The organism is Vibrio sp. EJY3 (assembly GCF_000241385.1).
Lineage (GTDB): Bacteria > Pseudomonadota > Gammaproteobacteria > Enterobacterales > Vibrionaceae > Vibrio > Vibrio natriegens.
On record NC_016613.1, the window covers coordinates 2,632,675 to 2,649,100 of the forward strand.

Genomic DNA, 16,426 nt, shown 5'->3' on the forward strand with positions numbered 1-16,426 from the left:
TAAGGGCTGCATTTAATATTAACCAATCTATCAATATTAGTTCTCATTTGTGATATTTGTAGGTGCTGTAAGTCTATATGGATTTATTATTATGTAATAAGCTGAAAATTAAGAACTTAAATCATGGTTGTCTTGCTTGTTCTTAGGAATGCTGTTGCTGAAAAAGATGTTGCGGTCAGTTCAGTGTTAAATTCGGTGTGGTATGGTAACAAGACGTTATGCGTTATTTATACGCTAAAAGAGCAGCTACAAACGATATGGGATGAATCCTGTTATGAAACCATGGTAGTGGCTCTTGAAGCATGGTGTCGCCTAGAGAAATCAACCCGAATACTGATCCGCTCCAGCAAGACTGGACACCACATTAAGCGACATTTTGTTGTTCAAAGTTAACTGGGCTTAGATACCCATGATCCGCACTACTAGTTTTGGACACCAAGTTAAGTGCGTCTAAGGCGCTTCTGTCCCGTTGATAGCTAGACGTAAGATAAGATAGCCTAAGATCGTGTTTGGAGACAATGAGATTGACTCATCCACACTCCACCTTGTACTTTAAACCTTATGTTTCATTTAAGGTCAATTCAAGACAATGCAATCAAAAGGTTACGTTTACATATTGGAAGTGAAAGACATTGTTCTTCCGGTATGCAAGATAGGAATGACTACACGTAGTCCCCATAAAAGATGTGAGGAAATTAATAATAGCTCGACAGGAGATTTTATCTGGTCGGTTGCGTACTATTTCCCTGTCAACGATTGCAAAACATTTGAGTCCCTAATTCATCAAAAACTTGCACCCTTAAGGCAGGTTAGGCGAGAATTTTTCAATTTAAGCGCAGATGATGCCAACATTGCAATCAAATCGATCATAGATAAGCAAGAGCTTATTCATATGATTGATCCTACAGAAATTGAGTTTGTTGAAGACGAGAAACCGACTAGAAAAAAGAAAAAGCATCAACCACAGTTTAATAGCGTTGACTCCCAGTACACTGAGGTTTTGCAGGAGTTCAACGCTCAACTCTCGGTCAAAGGAAAGCCTTTTGGACAACTAAATACACCATTGTTTGGTATTAGTGACGGTAACCAAGGTGTTCAATGGAATCTTGCCGTCGATACGAGCAATGGACTGGTAAGATTGGGCGTTAATCTTGAGGGTAGCCAAAATACTGGAAAGTGGTTAATTTCACCCTTTATCCTTAATCTACCGGACATAGAAATTCTCAAATCAAGTGTCTCTTCACCAGAACTAATCACGCTCCGTTTTATGAGAGATGCATGGCAAGGCCCAAGTCGCTTAAACATCGTTGAAAAATTTTTTGGAGGCAGAGAGTATCTCTTGTCAGAAATGTCTCAAAGGCATTGGCATCAAATTTTACAAGAAGCCCTTTCTTGCTTAGATGAAACTAGAAACTTCCGTTCACGTAAGAAGTCTCAAAGCGTCACCTTGGTTTCCGATGGCAGAAAACTTTCGAAAGACGTATCTCCCCACCTAACAGTTTGGACAGCAATTAGTTTGGAGGGTGACATTAGCGCTAATATTAAAAAGGGATTCAACACGTTGCAGCCAGTTTACGACTGGGTGGTAGCAAGTTGCAGCTAACTTGCTTGTGTCCCAAGTAGACCGGAAGGTCACAATGAAGAATGACTGCGAGTAACTTTAGGTTGGTAGCTTAGCCCGTAATTCTAGTTCTGAAAAATCACCATACTTATCTAAAGCCATCGTCAACTCGTCAGATAGTGGCAAATCATAACCCACACGAGGACTCTCAACATATCGGTCATACCTATCTCGAAAGCCTTTTAACGAGTTTGCTGAACAACCTATTATATCCGCCAAGCTTTTAATCGTTCTTGTCTGGTTCCCAAAACCCAATCGATTAAGATGACCAAATTTTGCCAAATAAAGCGCCGATATTAACAGGTCTGTTCTATTAACTTCTGACGTGGGCATAGGGGTACGCAAAGTGTCTTTCTTAGGAGTGAATATTTCTGACTCATTTCCTTGTAGTTGGATATTGAAGAAAGGTTCTATCAATTGCCAACTGCGTAAAAACAGTTCAGATGTATCAGCCACACCATTTCCCAATGACAATAGTGGTTCCATCACTTCTGATTTGAATTCGGATCTTGTGAGAACAAAATCAAAGTTTATCTTTTCATCATTCGCCGATATTTCTTGGAGTTTATCCTTCACAACATCAAGTTCAGAACAAACATTCGCGTTAGTGAATGGTGAGACAAAATAAATAGAAGATGTTTGATCGGGGAAATAGCGCTTCGCAATTAGTGCTGATCTCACTAACTTTTTATAGACCCTCATTGCCGTTGTTAATTTATCACCATAATTCAACCCACCAAGGTGAAAAGCTACATCTATGAAATATAGTCGGTTGTCGTAGAATGAAAGTCCTAGTACATCAACCTCTGCTTGACGCAATAGTTGCTCGTAACTATTTTTGCCAAAAGCTTCCGGCCAAAGCTCATGAGCCGTATCAAAAAGTTCCGTTATCTCATCAGATTTAGGCAACCATTCAGGCGATGCTTTCCAGTTTAACTCAGCAAACTCACAACCACGGACATGTCGTAGCCATGAGCGCAAAAGAGATTCTGCTATTTCAATCTTCACAATACAGGCTTCCTCTTGATCGCATTGTTTAGTTGGTATCCCCAAAAAAGAAGTATAGCAATGCTTAATTGGCAGAACTGCCCCCAAGCACGTATCAGATAGAAATACGCAGACAAAGTTGCTTTTGTTCCTGAGGAACACTAGAAACCCCAATAGGCCACTTCTAAGTCTTGATTATGGACTGTTGACATCCCCCATTCGAAGAGTACTCTTGTAATAGGGCGTCCGCCTTACTTGCGTATGAGTAAAAACAGACATTTCAATAAATGATTATCTATTAATGAATTAATTTTAATGACCTTTGGCTGATTAATATCGACTCAAAAGGTTTAAACGTGCGCCCGGAGTCGATCTAAAAGTCGGAGCATTAATCATGTTAGACAAGCAACTCGTACATGCCTTTCATCAATCATTAAAAAATTACTTACCGGATCTTAAATTAGGTCAATCCAGAGAAGTGGTTGCATCTTTTTATGGATTTAAATCTGCGGCTAGCTTAATTAAGGCTGGTTTCGTGCTATCTGAGTATGACCTTGATAGCAGACAAGCAGATTTTTATGACGATGAATTTAACCAACACAATGAAACACGATTATTATTCACCAACGAAAAAAACGTTCGACATCGCCTTAGAAGGCTATCTAAAGCTGTACTAGCAGATGCAAGATTAGAAGAGCAAGTCCTTCTACATATACGTAATAACCTGTTTCTAAAGAACTGTAAGTTCTACAGTTGGAATGAGATCGAACCATGGATGGTAGATAGTTTAGGTGAGGAACTAGTTGAAAAATTGAGCCATGAAGGTAACGCGTCCGCTGCGTATTCATATGCTGTTCATCACTTCGATGGGATTGAAATAGACGACAATGCAGGCCCACACGAGGACTACTGGTATAAAAGGTACATTTCTGGCGAGGTTTTGGAAGGGGGCGCACTCCGCTTTGCAAAAGAATACGAAGAAAAACTATCTGTCCAATCCGAGTATCTATCACTACTAAAAAGAGCGGCAGAGTTAGGCAGTAAAGAAGCAATGATGCAACTCGCTGAAAACACTGAGGACGTAGAGGTAATTCGAGAGTTGGCGAAACAAGGTTACTATCCAGCAATTGAGTTTGCTTATGAAGTCTATAGTGACACTCAATATGAGGAATTGCTTGCATTTAGTGGAAATACAGAAGCTATTCTTAACCTCATGGAAAAATACGAACATTCCTCAAAAGAAATTGAACAATATAAACTCGTTTTTTTGAACGAGCTAGCCAACCTTTATGGTTATTACCCGACCCAATCGATTGCTGATAATGATGAAGATTATGGGCCAGTATTCATCCTTTATGCAGGCATATCGCTTCCTAAAGTAAGCAAAGAATTGGAGCTGAAAGCGAAGGCAGAAGCTCAAAAGGTTTTCAACCAACATAACTACTAGTTAATAGTAAAAGCAGCTTTCGAACTTTGTACGGGGGCTGCTTTATCCCCTAATGCAGCACATTCGAAATATAAACATTTAGGTTACAGACTCTAAGGCGCTTCTGTCCCGAAGTGACTCAAAATCATTTTCAGCATACCTCCAGACAACCCATTACCTATCACTCATTAAAAGTGAATAATTCTTCAACTGCACGTATTCCTCTCACATGAATTTTATTGTGGGAAACTTAGAACCCGAACGGCAAGAGATTTAATGAGCGAAAATGACAATGGGGCTGAATCTATTTAGGGTGACCTGTCAGATCTAGTCACATCGTGGAAACGAAACTGGCAGATTGCATTCAGACTAATGCAATTAAGTTTGTACATTTACGCAAATATATTTTTACGAAGCAAACCAAAATACATCTTACCTTCACTTCAAGAAAGAAACCCCGATAATACCTTACTGTGTAAAGCCAAGGTTCCTCATCATTTTTAGGTCGTATTCGGCTAAATTTTCACCGAAAAATTTGAGTGAAAGTGATGTTTCTTGTTCAAATTGTGCAAAAGATATAGCTCGCTCCAATGCATCAATGACTTGTTTTTTGTACGATGATAGCATCATTCCAGTACATATAGTACCTACCCCAATAGGGGCTGAAAGTGGATCATCAACAGATATAGGTAAGCTTTAGGTCCATCAATTGATTTATTCAAAGCTTGCTTTGCGCCGTCGAGAGCAACCATACAATTCTACCTTCATATCTACTATGAAAGCACACCGAAGACTTCGAACAAGTTTATTCGACTTATCCCCGCTCTTTTCCCAAGTTCAACCTTAGATTAACTGTAGCATAGTGAAATTAAGCACTAGCTAATACACAAGAGTCTATATAACAGGAACATTTAAAGTGATTGAACAACGGTGGATTTTTCCCACTTCAATTGCACAATTATTCACCATTGACCATCATTGTCCACGCGTGGACAATAGAAGCATTCTTACTTTTCATGATCTGATAAATATTCAAAAAGGTAGTTAGCTAAGGCAATACGAAAAGCTCTTCCCCCCCCCGTAACGTTTTTATAGCTTTGCCCCGACACGTCAAGTTCCAGTGCATCACACTTTCCCCAATGCTTAGCTGATTTGGAGTAATCCAAACGACCTAAAACAGCTCCAGCTTTAGCAAATTCTTCTAAAGTTTTTTTCTCAAGGAAAAGTTTATGTATTACCAACCCTAGTGATTGCCAAAGTGTCGTTGAGTAATGAAAGCCATTTTTGTGTGAAAACAGTTGATCCTTTACTGAGTTCAACCACGCTTCCATAAATATACAAATATAGGGCTTTATAGTATCAATATGCTCGACACTAAATGGCCCAGAACCAAACAAATCAACTTTGTTTTTATCTTGGTAATCTGCGCCGCCGATTGCACCAAGAACTAGACGAATCATTGTTGCCTCAGTAGTCACATGTGGATCTTTTACCGAAAGCCTAACTGACGATGTTTTCATTCCCCCAAAAGATTCAAGAGCGATATCATCCGCAATCTCTTTCACATAAGTATTCAAAGGCAATTCAGCATTTAGACTTTCAATTAAAGGTGCATAAATGTTGTTTTTAGCTTGACTGTATTTTTTATAAAGAGTGATACATGCCTTTTGTGACAGCGGCTCTGTCGGTGAGAACAACAAGTTGACTTGCACAGGATAACTTGCGAGTTCTTGCCTAACTCGACTATTTTTCTGAGTTAAATCCTTAGAGATACGCTTTTTCTCAAACGGATGACTGAAACCACTAATCTGCATCATAGCAAACAACGTAATTACACCATCCACAATCATAGTATCTAGAGGATCATATTCTATTTCGACTATTCCTCGACCTAAAGCCTTATGACTTAAGACTTCCACCACAACAAAAGTGAGAGATGGGGGGGGCACCTCCACTGTGTTATCTAAACCTGATTCAATAGCATTCTTTGCTAGCTCTATCCTCTTTTGGTTGTTTCGGCTGTGTATAGTTTGAAAAGCTTCTTCAAGTTCATTTGGCACGTCAAATAACGAAAATAAGTTAAATAAATCAATAACTTTAACATTCGCTATTAATTGCTGAACTTTCCCAAACGTGTGCATTGAGCACAAGCCTTCCAACTTAACTGATTTCTTTTGCAATGAATGACCCCCTCATTATGTTGAGCCTGCATTCTAAATTGAGATTAAAATAAACATTGATCGGACGGCCCGTCCGATCAATAATTAAACGCCTAAAAATTGTGGAATTGGAAGGTTTTAGACTTATAAACCTGATAGATTTGAGGTAAGTAAATGACTAGAGAAATAGATAAAGATCAAGAAAACAATGAGATAGAAGAATCCATTGTTCAGGGATTAATGGATAAATATCAAAAATCCCCCAGTGAATACTTAGCTAGCTCAAAGCAGTTAATTGAATCATCCACTCTCAAGCTAGATAGGAGGGTAATGGACGAAATCTTTAAATCGAATTCCCAGTACTACCCTCAACTCAAGATCATAAATCTAGAGACTCCTATTCGGCATGAGGTTGTACATATTTCTCCAACTGTAGCCAGAGACATGCTCAAGTTTTCAAGAAGAGGAAAAATTAATACCGACTTAAGCAACCGTCGAGTGAACCGAAGCACAGTCAAAAAGTTCACCGAAGACATGAATGAAGGACGGTGGTGTCTTACTGGAGAGCCGATCATTATAGGTCATGATGGTGAAATACTGGATGGTCACACAAGGCTAGAGGCCGCTTCGAAATCAACTTACGGTTTTATTGCGATCATTATCTGGGGGATATCTGATGCTCTAGCATTTGCTCACACAGATACAGGGAACGTTCGTTCAAGAGCTAACGTCCTTGAAATGGCGGGTGTTAGCGTAGATGCAAAGATTCTTTCTCAAGTTGCCATGCTTTCAAAGGCTTTTGATATGACAACCAACCCGTATGCTTTTCGAGGCACTCAGGGCACTTCATTTAAACCCGCTGAAATACTTGATTACGTACAGGGTAAGGATGAATTGGCATGGTCAGTTAATCTGGTTGCGTCTTTAGCAAGGGAACATAGGCAACAAATTCAAGCACCGCAGGCAACCTTGGCATTTGCGCACTTCCTTATCAACGAAAAATTAAAAACCTATGAAGGCGATGAGATCCCTATTACTCCTGATATGTACATATCTAATGTAATTTCAGGGTTGGGGCAAACTTCAATAGAGAGCATTGAATATCAGGTACGAGACTATCTTGAATCGATAAGAAAAGAATCAACATCTTATGCACTGCTATGCCGTCTATCATGCATTTTCAAAGGGTGGAACATGTACTTCAATATTCCGGTGGTAGGAAAAAAAGTATCTGTTCGACGTGTAGCGAACTTCGTAAAGAATGAAGAAGGAGAGAGAGTTCCAGCCAAAGCAGCAGGAAATATCAAAGAAGCTTTCACAATACCATTTTTAACACCCGGAAAAACGCCTAGTAGAGTGAAGAAGCGCTCGGCCATGAAGAAAGTAAGTCAATAGCTCTTTAATCTTTTATCGGGTTGCAAGTATTGGATTTAAACTGTGCTTACACATACTAGTTCTAAAATTATGGAAGTCGGATCTTGATATAATCGGGTAGACATGCGTTAACTTTAATCACATGACAATTCAATCGATATGACAAGTAGTATCTCCTTATAGCATTACTCAAGTTTTTTATGACAAGATTGCACTTATAAAATCGTTAAAAGCTGCCCGATTTACAAAAAAATATGACAGTTGCTTTAATGAAAGATATTTGAGTAACCTATTTCACATAAATCACTGTTAAGCTATGGTTTTATATGAAAACGTCAATAATACTGTCTTAGAATATTCCCAAGGGTGATGGCTCATGGGTAAGATCTACGATGGTCTACATCGCATCAGCTTTCTTATCAACGAAGAAGGCGTGATTGAGCACGTGTTCAATAAGTTTAAAACCAAAGATCACCATGAAGTGGTTTTAAATTACCTCAACGAAAACGCGTAAACCGTCGGCTTGAACCGAACTCCTAAATACAAGAAAGCCCAGTACAAGCTGGGCTTTCTTTTTTCTCTCAGACAGTGAGAATTAATTCTCTCAATGCAGATAAGGTTGGTATCGCTATTCCTGCTCCGCAGGTTCACTCTCTTCTGTACTCGGTAGCGCATTCCAAACGGCTTTTACTAGCGTCGCCAATGGGATAGCAAAGAAGACGCCCCAAAACCCCCACAGTCCGCCAAAGACCAGCACAGCAATAATGATAGCAACGGGATGAAGGTTTACTGCTTCAGAAAACAGAACCGGAACCAATACGTTCCCGTCCAATGCCTGGATAATCCCGTACGCGAGCAGTAGCCAATAGAATGGTGGTGTAAGCCCCCACTGGAACAGCCCGACGATAGCTACAGGGACGGTGACCGCTGCTGCGCCAATATATGGGATAAGAACGGACAAACCGACCGCGACGGCTAACAACGCAGAATAACGTAAATCCAGAATCGCGAAGGTGACATAACTTACTCCACCGACAATCAGGATTTCGAGCACTTTACCACGAATATAGTTTGAGATTTGTTCATTCATCTCGTGCCAAACTTTGTTCGCTAGTCTGCGGTTTTTAGGCAGAATACCACTGGCCATACCAAGCATTTCCTCTTTGTCTTTGAGCAAAAAGAAAATCAGCAAAGGCACCAGAATTAAATATACCGCTAACGTCGCGAGGCTGACTAGAGAAGCCAAAGACCCTTTAACTACGCTCTCTCCAAGCCCTAAAGCCTGGTTTTTCGCATTGGTTACGATAGTTTCTACAATTTCTAGGTTCGCCAGTTCGGGATGACGCTCTGGAAGCGTAACAATGAACTTCTGTAATCCATTGTACATATTTGGGATATCGTTAATTAAGTTGCCAACCTGAGTCCAGATAGTCGGCACTAAACCAAACAAAGCAATCAACATCAAACTAATGAAGATCAGCAATACAATGATGACAGCGAGTGTACGCGGCACCCCCATACGGCACATTTGCACTACCGGCCACTCCAGCAGGTAAGCGAGTACAATCGCCACCAATAGTGGAGCAATGAGATGACCGAAGAAGTAAATAGTGATAAAACCAAACAGCAAAATCGCTACCAGGCTCACTGCATGTGGATCAGAAAATCGACGTTGATACCAACGACTTACCATTTCGAACATCTAAGCGGATTCCTTATTGAAAACAGTCAATGTGTAGTGATCTGATGTTGGTTGGCAATCAACCACGTACCCTTGAGCATTTAGGTATTTCACAATATCTTGTTTAGAGCTGTTATCCGTAACTTGAATGACAAGCTTTTGATATTGCGGATTTTCTCCTTCAAATGCCTCAACAGTGTGACGCTTTGCAAGTAACAGCGCTAAGGGGCAGCGTTGCTTGCGCAAATCAAGTAGCATGGATTCCATTGTATTGCTCTGCACTTATGATAGGGTTGTATTGTAACGGCTTTTTAAGTTGGTGCTAGCACTTCTGACATGATTTAACCAGATCCTGAAATCACTCAGATATAAACAATTTACGAAACCAATTCGTTTATTCTCGGTCTTATTGCTAGCATATACCCAAATGACTTCAAGGTGCATGATACCGCGAGTTTCTCGAGGTTATTTGGGCATACTAATAACAGGATGACCGTACAGTATAGTGGTGACGTTGTGAGGTTCGCGACCTCCTACCACATGCTCAGGTATTTGGGAGAACCTTTAAAACGTATGTTAAAACGCACTCGATCGCTAGTTTGCTTATGTATTGCTGCAGCAATTAGTTCGCCAACAACCTACGCTAATAGTATCGACTTACCCGATATTGGGACAGCCGCAGGTAGCACTCTATCGATAGACCAAGAGTTGATTTATGGTGATGCCTACATGCGCATGCTCAGAGCGAGCAAGCCGCTTGTTAACGATCCTGTGATTAATGAGTATATTGATTCTCTTGGCCACCGTTTAGTGGCCAATGCAAATGACGTAAAGACACCGTTCCATTTTTTCATGATTCGTGACCGCAACATCAACGCTTTTGCGTTTTTTGGCGGTTATGTCGCTCTGCACTCCGGTTTATTTCTGCACGCTCGCAGTGAAAGTGAACTCGCCTCAGTGGTTGCCCACGAAATCGCGCACGTTACGCAGCGACACCTTGCTCGTAGTATGGAAGAGCAAGCAAGACGTTCACCAGCCTCATTGGCGGCGTTAGCGGGAGCTCTGCTACTTTCAATTGCGGCACCAGAAGCGGGGATTGCCGCTATTACCGCGGCAACGGCTGGTAACATGCAGAGCCAAATAAACTACACGCGCGCAAACGAGAAAGAAGCCGACCGTTTTGGCATCTCTACACTGGCGAAAGCAGGATTTGATGTTCAGGCCATGCCTCGCTTCTTCGGACGCTTAGCCGACGAATATCGCTATGCGAGTAAGCCGCCTCCGATGCTGCTTACTCACCCGCTTCCAGAAGACCGAATCACAGACAGTCGACAACGCGCGCAGGCTTATCCTCCGCTGCGTATACTTCCGTCGATTGACTATCACCTCGCCCGTGCGCGTATCGTAGCCCGTTATGCAAGCATTGATTCGCAAGCCGCTTTAGGCTGGTTTGAGCGTACGCAGAAGAAAGCCACAGCCGATATCATGCCGGCATTTGATTATGGGCGTGCGCTGGTTCATTTGGACAGCAAACAGTTATCGAAAGCCGAACCAATATTGAAGAAACTGTTGGCGCAAGATCCGGGAAATCCCTTTTATCTTGATGCGATGAGTGATCTGTATATCGAGAAAAAACAACCCGAAAAAGCGGCCGATATGTTGAGTAAAGCACTCGCACGTAATCCGCAAAATAAAGTTTTGACGATTAACTACGCGAATGCGCTGCTCGAAGACAATAAAGATGAGCAAGCTGTGCGTATTCTTCAACGATACACCCATGACAACCCTGAAGATACCAATGGTTGGCAACTGTTGTCGAAGACCTACAACGAGTTAGGGCGTAACGATGAAGAGTTGGCTGCACGCGCCGAGATTTTAGCGTTGCGAGCGAATTGGAATAAAGCAATTCAATATTACAGTGAAGCAAGTAAAATGGCCAAGTTGGGCAGTTTAGAGCAAGCACGATACGATGCTCGAATTGACCAGCTCATGATCCAAAGAGATCGATTCATGGCATTACAATAACGAAATGGAGAAAACCATGTCAGTCGTGATTTATCACAACCCTCGTTGCTCAAAGAGCCGTCAAACTCTTGAGCTGCTGGAACAAAATGGTGTTACACCTGAAGTCGTAAAATATTTGGATAACCCACTTACCGTGGAAGAACTAAAAGCACTCTACGCTCAACTAGGGTTCTCAGCTGTTCGTGACATGATGCGTACAAAAGAAGCCGAGTACAAAGAATTAGGCTTGGGTGAGGCGTCTGTCAGTGATGAACAACTGTTCGAAGCAATGGCACAAAATCCAAAACTATTCGAGCGCCCTGTTGTTGTCGCAAACGGCAAAGCGAAAATCGGTCGTCCACCAGAGCAAGTGTTGGATATTCTATAAATGGATTGCCAGATCCTTATTTTGTACTTCAGCCGTCACGGCGCAACAAAACAACTGGCAAGACAGATAGCAAGAGGGGTCGAATCGACTCCTCACTGCGAAGCAATTTTGCGTACAGTTGAAGAATTGTCACCTCACTCACATACCCCTTCCGATCCAATTGTTACTCTAGAAGAACTGAAAAAATGCGATGGTCTTGCATTTGGTAGTCCCGTCTGGTTTGGCAACATGGCAGCGCCGTTAAAGCACTTCTGGGATCAAACCACACCTTTGTGGGTAAGCGGAGACTTAATCGATAAGCCAGCGTGTGTATTTACCTCATCCTCTTCGATGCATGGTGGTCAGGAAACCACACTACAAAGCATGATGACTCCATTGTTGCATCACGGGATGATGGTATTGGGAATTCCTTATGCAGAACCAGAGCTGCACTTAACTCAGTCAGGTGGTACACCGTATGGCGCGAGCAGTGTCGGCAAAGAGCCAACGCTAACCAATGATGAGGCTCGTCTGGCACAGAAGTTGGGTAAACGACTAGCAACAGCAGCACTAAAGCTGAAGAGCAGCTAGTAAATTCAAGGATAGTAAATCGATGTCTGAATCTTTTGACCAACCTGCACTTAGTGCACAAACGAAAAGCTATCGTTACTTGGCTTTGTTTGGCAACTTGGCTTTACTGGCTTGGGTAGCGATATGGCAACTCGCGCTGTCTCCTCACCCTCACCTGAGTAGTACAACGCTAGCGATTGCATGGTGTATTCCATTATTGCTTCCGTTGCCGGGTATATTGGCGGGCAAACCCTACACTCACGCTTGGGCAAACTTTGTGTTAATGCTGTATTTCCTTCATGCATTAACCATCTTATATGTCGATGGCGGAGAACGTTGGCTTGCAGCAGTCGAGCTTCTGCTAACGACGCTAGGCTTTTTTGGCAACATTCTCTTTGCGAGAGCAAGAGGCAAAGAGTTGGGCCTCAAACTCAAACGCTTATCTCAAGTAGAGAAAGAAGAAAAAGCGAAGTTCAACAAGTAAGGCCAACGATGAAACAAAAAAGAGTCGCGATTTGCGACTCTTTTTTATTATTTTCAAAACGTTAGCATTCTATGAACGTTGACTAGAAGTCCATTCATAAATAACGTCATACTGCTCTTGCACTGGCTGGACTACAACAGGCTCAGATTCTTTCACTTCTTCAACTGCGACGTCAGCGGTCACAACATCTGAAGCCAATGGTGCCTCTTCCGTTGCCAATTCAGATTGAGTTGGCTCTTGAACAGGTTGTAAAGGCGCGGCGGCTTCCACTGGCGTTACTGGCTCTTGGTAGTCACCCAGTTGCGAAATCGATGACGCTTCCTTTTCAAACGCCTCTTTAGAAGCCAATAGATGAAGTTTAAGCGTCAGTTCATTCCCCTGAACTCGCTTAACCTCAGTGCCAGCAACGGAGTTAAGTTTCTTTAACGCGCTTTCTAAGTGGAAAAAATCTTTCGCTGAATGGATGTTAACCACTTTCATCGTGATCCCGTCAGAAGACTCGCCCGACACAACTACGGCACTCTTGCCTGCGTAATAGTCGGAAATAGCATCAACCACTTCTGCCATCGCATTCACCCCTGTTGCCGAACCACTACGAGGAGAACGCTGCGACACAAGAATCGCCGATGGTGATTGGTCGTATAACGTCCAGCGAATTTGATCGCCCTGAGCTTTAAGTACCATCACCGCATCAACGGGGTAACGTTGACTCGCCTTCGCGATGGGTTCAACAAATCCGCCCCATAGATCAGAGACATCAACGCCAGTCACATCATCAAAGTCACCCACTGGGACAGTAATCGGCAGGCCTCGTGTTTCCGCTGCAACGCGCAATGCAGAAACCTGCGCTGAGTCGGAATTCTCCCAAGCAATGGTGCGTTCATAAGCTTGCTCTTCAATCGCCCAGACAAGAATATTGGCGCGATGAGGCGACCACGATGGCAACTGTGCTTGAGTCAAAAGAGAATGAATCTGACCACTGTTAAAGCGCATATCCAGACTTGGTTTGCCGTCAACTTGACCGTAACCAAGTTGAGAAATGTAACGTGAGCTTGAGCTCAGCGCTTTTTGAATAACGGTATTACTTAAAGAAGATTGAGAACCAGTTGCTCGAACAATCACCTCTTTCATACCTTGTTCACGAGCCAAAGACTCACCGTTATCTTGCTCACTGTCGATAACCACTTCAGCACGATAGATATCTACCTGCGTTAATGCGTAAACGGGCAGAGACAACCAACCTATCAGTAAAAGAGCTAAATAGCGCATAGTTTTCATTTTCCTCTAAATAAGAGAAAGCATAATAAGCAACTATCAAACCTTGAGCAAGGGGAGCCACAAGAAAGTAGCCTAAAATTTGAGCAACTTACGTCAATTGCGGCGCAGTATTCAGTGTCAATTAATGAGTCATCCTTATTCTTATCAATCTATATGCGTATACAAAAACTGAGTTCCCTGGGCGGACTAGATAGAAGAAAACCCCATCACCAACATTAAGCCTGACCTTGTGAGTAGCAGACGATTACATCTTTTTCTTTGCAATTCATCTAACAAAATATGAACTTTAGCTCGTAAAACAGGCACTTTTGTAAGAAAACCGCTCTAAAAGCATATTTTAACCACTTAAAATCATCGAAAATTTTGATCTGATCATTGTCGCAAACGTTTGCCGAGTGGTACTATTCGCCGGATTTGTCTGCGTATCTTTAAATAGGAAATGATTATGAAAAATGCGTTACAAGGCGCTCAGATGCTCTTTGTCGCTTTTGGTGCTTTGGTACTCGTGCCACTTCTAACTGGCCTCGATCCAAACGTAGCACTCTTCGGCGCTGGTGTTGGTACCCTCCTCTTCCAATTAATCACTAAACGTTCTGTCCCAATTTTCCTTGCTTCTTCTTTTGCGTTTATTGCTCCTATTATGTTCGGTATCCAAACATGGGGTATCGGTGCAACTATGGGTGGCTTAATGGCAGCAGGTATGGTTTATATTGCCCTGGGCGCAGCGATTAAAGTTCGTGGCGTAGGCTTTATTCATAAGATTCTGCCACCTGTGGTTGTTGGTCCAGTGATTATGGTAATCGGCCTGGGCTTGGCTCCAACCGCAGTGAATATGGCGATTGGTAAAACTGGTGACGGCGCAGCTCAACTAGTCAATGGTGATGCAGCGATCATGATCTCTGCCGTTTCACTATTAACAACTATTGCACTGAGCGTGTTTGCGAAAGGCTTCTTAAAGCTAGTACCAATTGTTGGTGGTATCTTGGCAGGCTACTCCGTGTCTCTTGCCTATGGCGTTGTTGATTTTACCCCTGTCGCTCAAGCAGCTTGGCTTTCATTGCCAAACTTCACCACGCCAGAATTCAATATCAACGCGATTCTGTTCATGATTCCGGTTGCGATTGCTCCTGCTGTAGAACACGTAGGTGACATGTTGGCCATTTCTAACGTGACAGGCAAAGATTACCTTAAAAAGCCAGGTCTTCACCGTACTATCGCGGGTGACGGGGTAGCGACGATGGCGGCGGCAATGGTTGGCGCGCCACCAAATACGACTTACAGCGAAGTAACTGGCGCGGTAATGCTGACGAAAGCATTCAATCCGAAGATCATGACATGGGCAGCAGTGACCGCTATTGTTCTGGCTTTGGTTGGTAAGCTAGGCGCTATCCTGCAAACCATCCCTGTTCCTGTAATGGGTGGTATCATGATCCTACTGTTTGGTTCTATCGCTACTGTAGGCCTGAACACGCTGATCAAAAACCACGTTGATCTACACAAGTCTCGTAACCTGGTTATCGTTGCTGTTACGCTAGTATTTGGTATTGGTGGCATGGCTTTCGGCATTGGTGAATTCAGCCTTCAAGGCGTTAGCTTGTGCGGTATTGTGGCAATCATTTTGAACCTGGTTCTTCCACACGACCTAGGCGAAAACCACGTTGTAGATAACGCTCAGATCGAAGAAGACAAAGCGAACTAATTCGTAGGTTCAATTCGACACTTACAAAAAAGGCTTGGTAATAACCAAGCCTTTGTTTTTTTGTTCAGAACTGAATCTGCGTTATGTTAGACGCTTATTTAGTACCGAAAATCTTATCACCCGCATCACCTAGACCAGGAACGATGTAACCTTTGTCGTTTAGTTTCTCGTCGATTGCCGCTGTGTATAGCTCAACATCTGGGTGTGCTTTTTCTAGCGCTTCGATACCTTCCGGTGCCGCTACCAAAACAAGAACTTTAATTTGGTTACAACCTTTCTCTTTCAGAAGGTCGATCGTCGCGATCATAGAACCGCCAGTTGCCAACATTGGGTCAACAACCAGTGCGATACGCTCATCAATGTTAGAAGCAAGCTTGTTAAAGTATGGAACTGGCTCAAGCGTTTCTTCATCACGGTAGATACCTACCACACTGATACGTGCACTTGGCATATGCTCAAGAACACCATCCATCATACCTAGACCAGCACGTAGGATTGGTACAACCGTTACTTTCTTACCTTTAATCTGGTCAACTTCTACCGGACCGTTCCAACCTTCGATAGTAACTTTCTCTGTCTCAAAGTCTGCTGTCGCTTCGTAAGTAAGTAGGCTACCGACTTCGGTCGCTAACTCACGAAAACGTTTTGTGCTGATGTCACCTTCTCTCATTAGACCAATTTTATGTTTTACTAGAGGGTGTTTTACTTCAACAACTTTCATGTCCATCTCCGGCTATAATAGGCAATATTTAAACAAACCTTCAGATTATACACGA

14 protein-coding genes and 2 pseudogenes are annotated in these 16,426 nt (G+C 42.6%); 10 read left to right on the plus strand and 6 right to left on the minus strand.

What is annotated here, in order from left to right:
* Positions 1-129: 129 nt before the first annotated feature.
* Both VEJY3_RS26205 and VEJY3_RS11870 read left to right on the plus strand, forming a co-directional pair.
* A pseudogene (locus VEJY3_RS26205) lies at positions 130-336 on the plus strand (ISL3 family transposase); the annotation flags it as partial.
* Positions 337-589: 253 nt separating this feature from the next.
* Positions 590-1,603, plus strand: coding sequence for a GIY-YIG nuclease family protein (locus VEJY3_RS11870; RefSeq protein WP_014232717.1), 1,014 nt, complete (start codon positions 590-592; stop codon positions 1,601-1,603).
* A 57-nt stretch (positions 1,604-1,660) separates the two neighbouring features.
* On the opposite strand, the gene VEJY3_RS11875 is transcribed toward VEJY3_RS11870, so the two are convergent.
* The gene (locus tag VEJY3_RS11875) at positions 1,661-2,629 is read right to left on the minus strand and encodes a hypothetical protein (RefSeq protein ID WP_014232718.1); all 969 of its coding nucleotides are present in this window, start codon (positions 2,627-2,629) and stop codon (positions 1,661-1,663) included.
* 373 nt (positions 2,630-3,002) lie between these two features.
* Here VEJY3_RS11875 and VEJY3_RS11880 point away from each other — a divergent pair, with 373 nt between their 5' ends.
* Positions 3,003-4,055, plus strand: coding sequence for a hypothetical protein (locus tag VEJY3_RS11880; protein ID WP_014232719.1), 1,053 nt, complete (start codon positions 3,003-3,005; stop codon positions 4,053-4,055).
* A 986-nt stretch (positions 4,056-5,041) separates the two neighbouring features.
* Here the strand turns inward: VEJY3_RS11880 and VEJY3_RS11885 are convergent.
* Complete coding sequence (locus tag VEJY3_RS11885) at positions 5,042-6,214, minus strand: hypothetical protein (RefSeq protein ID WP_237708165.1); 1,173 nt, start codon at positions 6,212-6,214, stop codon at positions 5,042-5,044.
* 153 nt (positions 6,215-6,367) lie between these two features.
* Between VEJY3_RS11885 and VEJY3_RS11890 the strand changes: the two genes are divergently transcribed.
* A complete protein-coding gene (locus VEJY3_RS11890; RefSeq protein WP_014232721.1) occupies positions 6,368-7,588 on the plus strand; it encodes a chromosome partitioning protein ParB in 1,221 nt (406 codons plus the stop codon).
* A gap of 355 nt (positions 7,589-7,943) precedes the next feature.
* Positions 7,944-8,081, plus strand: a pseudogene (locus tag VEJY3_RS24810) (thioredoxin-dependent thiol peroxidase); the annotation flags it as partial.
* A gap of 114 nt (positions 8,082-8,195) precedes the next feature.
* Here VEJY3_RS24810 and VEJY3_RS11895 read toward each other — a convergent pair.
* Positions 8,196-9,269, minus strand: a complete 1,074-nt coding sequence (locus VEJY3_RS11895; protein ID WP_014232723.1) for an AI-2E family transporter — start codon at positions 9,267-9,269, stop codon at positions 8,196-8,198.
* Positions 9,270-9,506, minus strand: coding sequence for a sulfurtransferase TusA family protein (locus VEJY3_RS11900; protein WP_014232724.1), 237 nt, complete (start codon positions 9,504-9,506; stop codon positions 9,270-9,272).
* Between the two features lie 315 nt (positions 9,507-9,821).
* On the opposite strand from VEJY3_RS11900, the gene VEJY3_RS11905 reads away from it, so the two are divergent.
* Genes VEJY3_RS11905 through VEJY3_RS11920 form a run of 4 tightly spaced genes read left to right on the plus strand, consistent with a single transcriptional unit; the run spans position 9,822 to position 12,673 of the window.
* Complete coding sequence (locus tag VEJY3_RS11905; protein ID WP_014232725.1) at positions 9,822-11,273, plus strand: M48 family metallopeptidase; 1,452 nt, start codon at positions 9,822-9,824, stop codon at positions 11,271-11,273.
* Positions 11,274-11,289: 16 nt separating this feature from the next.
* Complete coding sequence (arsC, locus tag VEJY3_RS11910) at positions 11,290-11,640, plus strand: arsenate reductase (glutaredoxin) (RefSeq protein ID WP_014232726.1); 351 nt, start codon at positions 11,290-11,292, stop codon at positions 11,638-11,640.
* A complete protein-coding gene (wrbA, locus tag VEJY3_RS11915) occupies positions 11,641-12,210 on the plus strand; it encodes an NAD(P)H:quinone oxidoreductase (RefSeq protein ID WP_014232727.1) in 570 nt (189 codons plus the stop codon).
* A gap of 22 nt (positions 12,211-12,232) precedes the next feature.
* Positions 12,233-12,673, plus strand: a complete 441-nt coding sequence (locus tag VEJY3_RS11920; protein WP_014232728.1) for a DUF2069 domain-containing protein — start codon at positions 12,233-12,235, stop codon at positions 12,671-12,673.
* 69 nt (positions 12,674-12,742) lie between these two features.
* Here the strand turns inward: VEJY3_RS11920 and VEJY3_RS11925 are convergent, their stop codons facing one another.
* Positions 12,743-13,942, minus strand: coding sequence for a DUF2066 domain-containing protein (locus tag VEJY3_RS11925; RefSeq protein ID WP_014232729.1), 1,200 nt, complete (start codon positions 13,940-13,942; stop codon positions 12,743-12,745).
* 454 nt (positions 13,943-14,396) lie between these two features.
* Between VEJY3_RS11925 and VEJY3_RS11930 the strand changes: the two genes are divergently transcribed.
* A complete protein-coding gene (locus VEJY3_RS11930; RefSeq protein WP_014232730.1) occupies positions 14,397-15,650 on the plus strand; it encodes a uracil-xanthine permease family protein in 1,254 nt (417 codons plus the stop codon).
* A gap of 94 nt (positions 15,651-15,744) precedes the next feature.
* On the opposite strand, the gene upp is transcribed toward VEJY3_RS11930, so the two are convergent.
* Entirely contained in the window at positions 15,745-16,371 is a 627-nt protein-coding gene (upp, locus tag VEJY3_RS11935; protein ID WP_014232731.1) for a uracil phosphoribosyltransferase, read from the minus strand.
* Positions 16,372-16,426: the final 55 nt, after the last annotated feature.

What these genes read in the sequence shown, in the direction of transcription:
- VEJY3_RS11890 (WP_014232721.1), top strand. Translation starts at nt 6,368, where the DNA reads ATGACTAGAGAAATAGATAAAGATCAAGAAAACAATGAGATAGAAGAA.
- VEJY3_RS11900 (WP_014232724.1), bottom strand. Translation starts at nt 9,506, where the DNA reads ATGCTACTTGATTTGCGCAAGCAACGCTGCCCCTTAGCGCTGTTACTT.
- VEJY3_RS11920 (WP_014232728.1), top strand. Translation starts at nt 12,233, where the DNA reads ATGTCTGAATCTTTTGACCAACCTGCACTTAGTGCACAAACGAAAAGC.
- VEJY3_RS11925 (WP_014232729.1), bottom strand. Translation starts at nt 13,942, where the DNA reads ATGCGCTATTTAGCTCTTTTACTGATAGGTTGGTTGTCTCTGCCCGTT.
- VEJY3_RS11870 (WP_014232717.1), top strand. Translation starts at nt 590, where the DNA reads ATGCAATCAAAAGGTTACGTTTACATATTGGAAGTGAAAGACATTGTT.
- VEJY3_RS11905 (WP_014232725.1), top strand. Translation starts at nt 9,822, where the DNA reads ATGTTAAAACGCACTCGATCGCTAGTTTGCTTATGTATTGCTGCAGCA.
- arsC (WP_014232726.1), top strand. Translation starts at nt 11,290, where the DNA reads ATGTCAGTCGTGATTTATCACAACCCTCGTTGCTCAAAGAGCCGTCAA.
- VEJY3_RS11880 (WP_014232719.1), top strand. Translation starts at nt 3,003, where the DNA reads ATGTTAGACAAGCAACTCGTACATGCCTTTCATCAATCATTAAAAAAT.
- VEJY3_RS11930 (WP_014232730.1), top strand. Translation starts at nt 14,397, where the DNA reads ATGAAAAATGCGTTACAAGGCGCTCAGATGCTCTTTGTCGCTTTTGGT.
- VEJY3_RS11895 (WP_014232723.1), bottom strand. Translation starts at nt 9,269, where the DNA reads ATGTTCGAAATGGTAAGTCGTTGGTATCAACGTCGATTTTCTGATCCA.
- wrbA (WP_014232727.1), top strand. Translation starts at nt 11,641, where the DNA reads ATGGATTGCCAGATCCTTATTTTGTACTTCAGCCGTCACGGCGCAACA.
- upp (WP_014232731.1), bottom strand. Translation starts at nt 16,371, where the DNA reads ATGAAAGTTGTTGAAGTAAAACACCCTCTAGTAAAACATAAAATTGGT.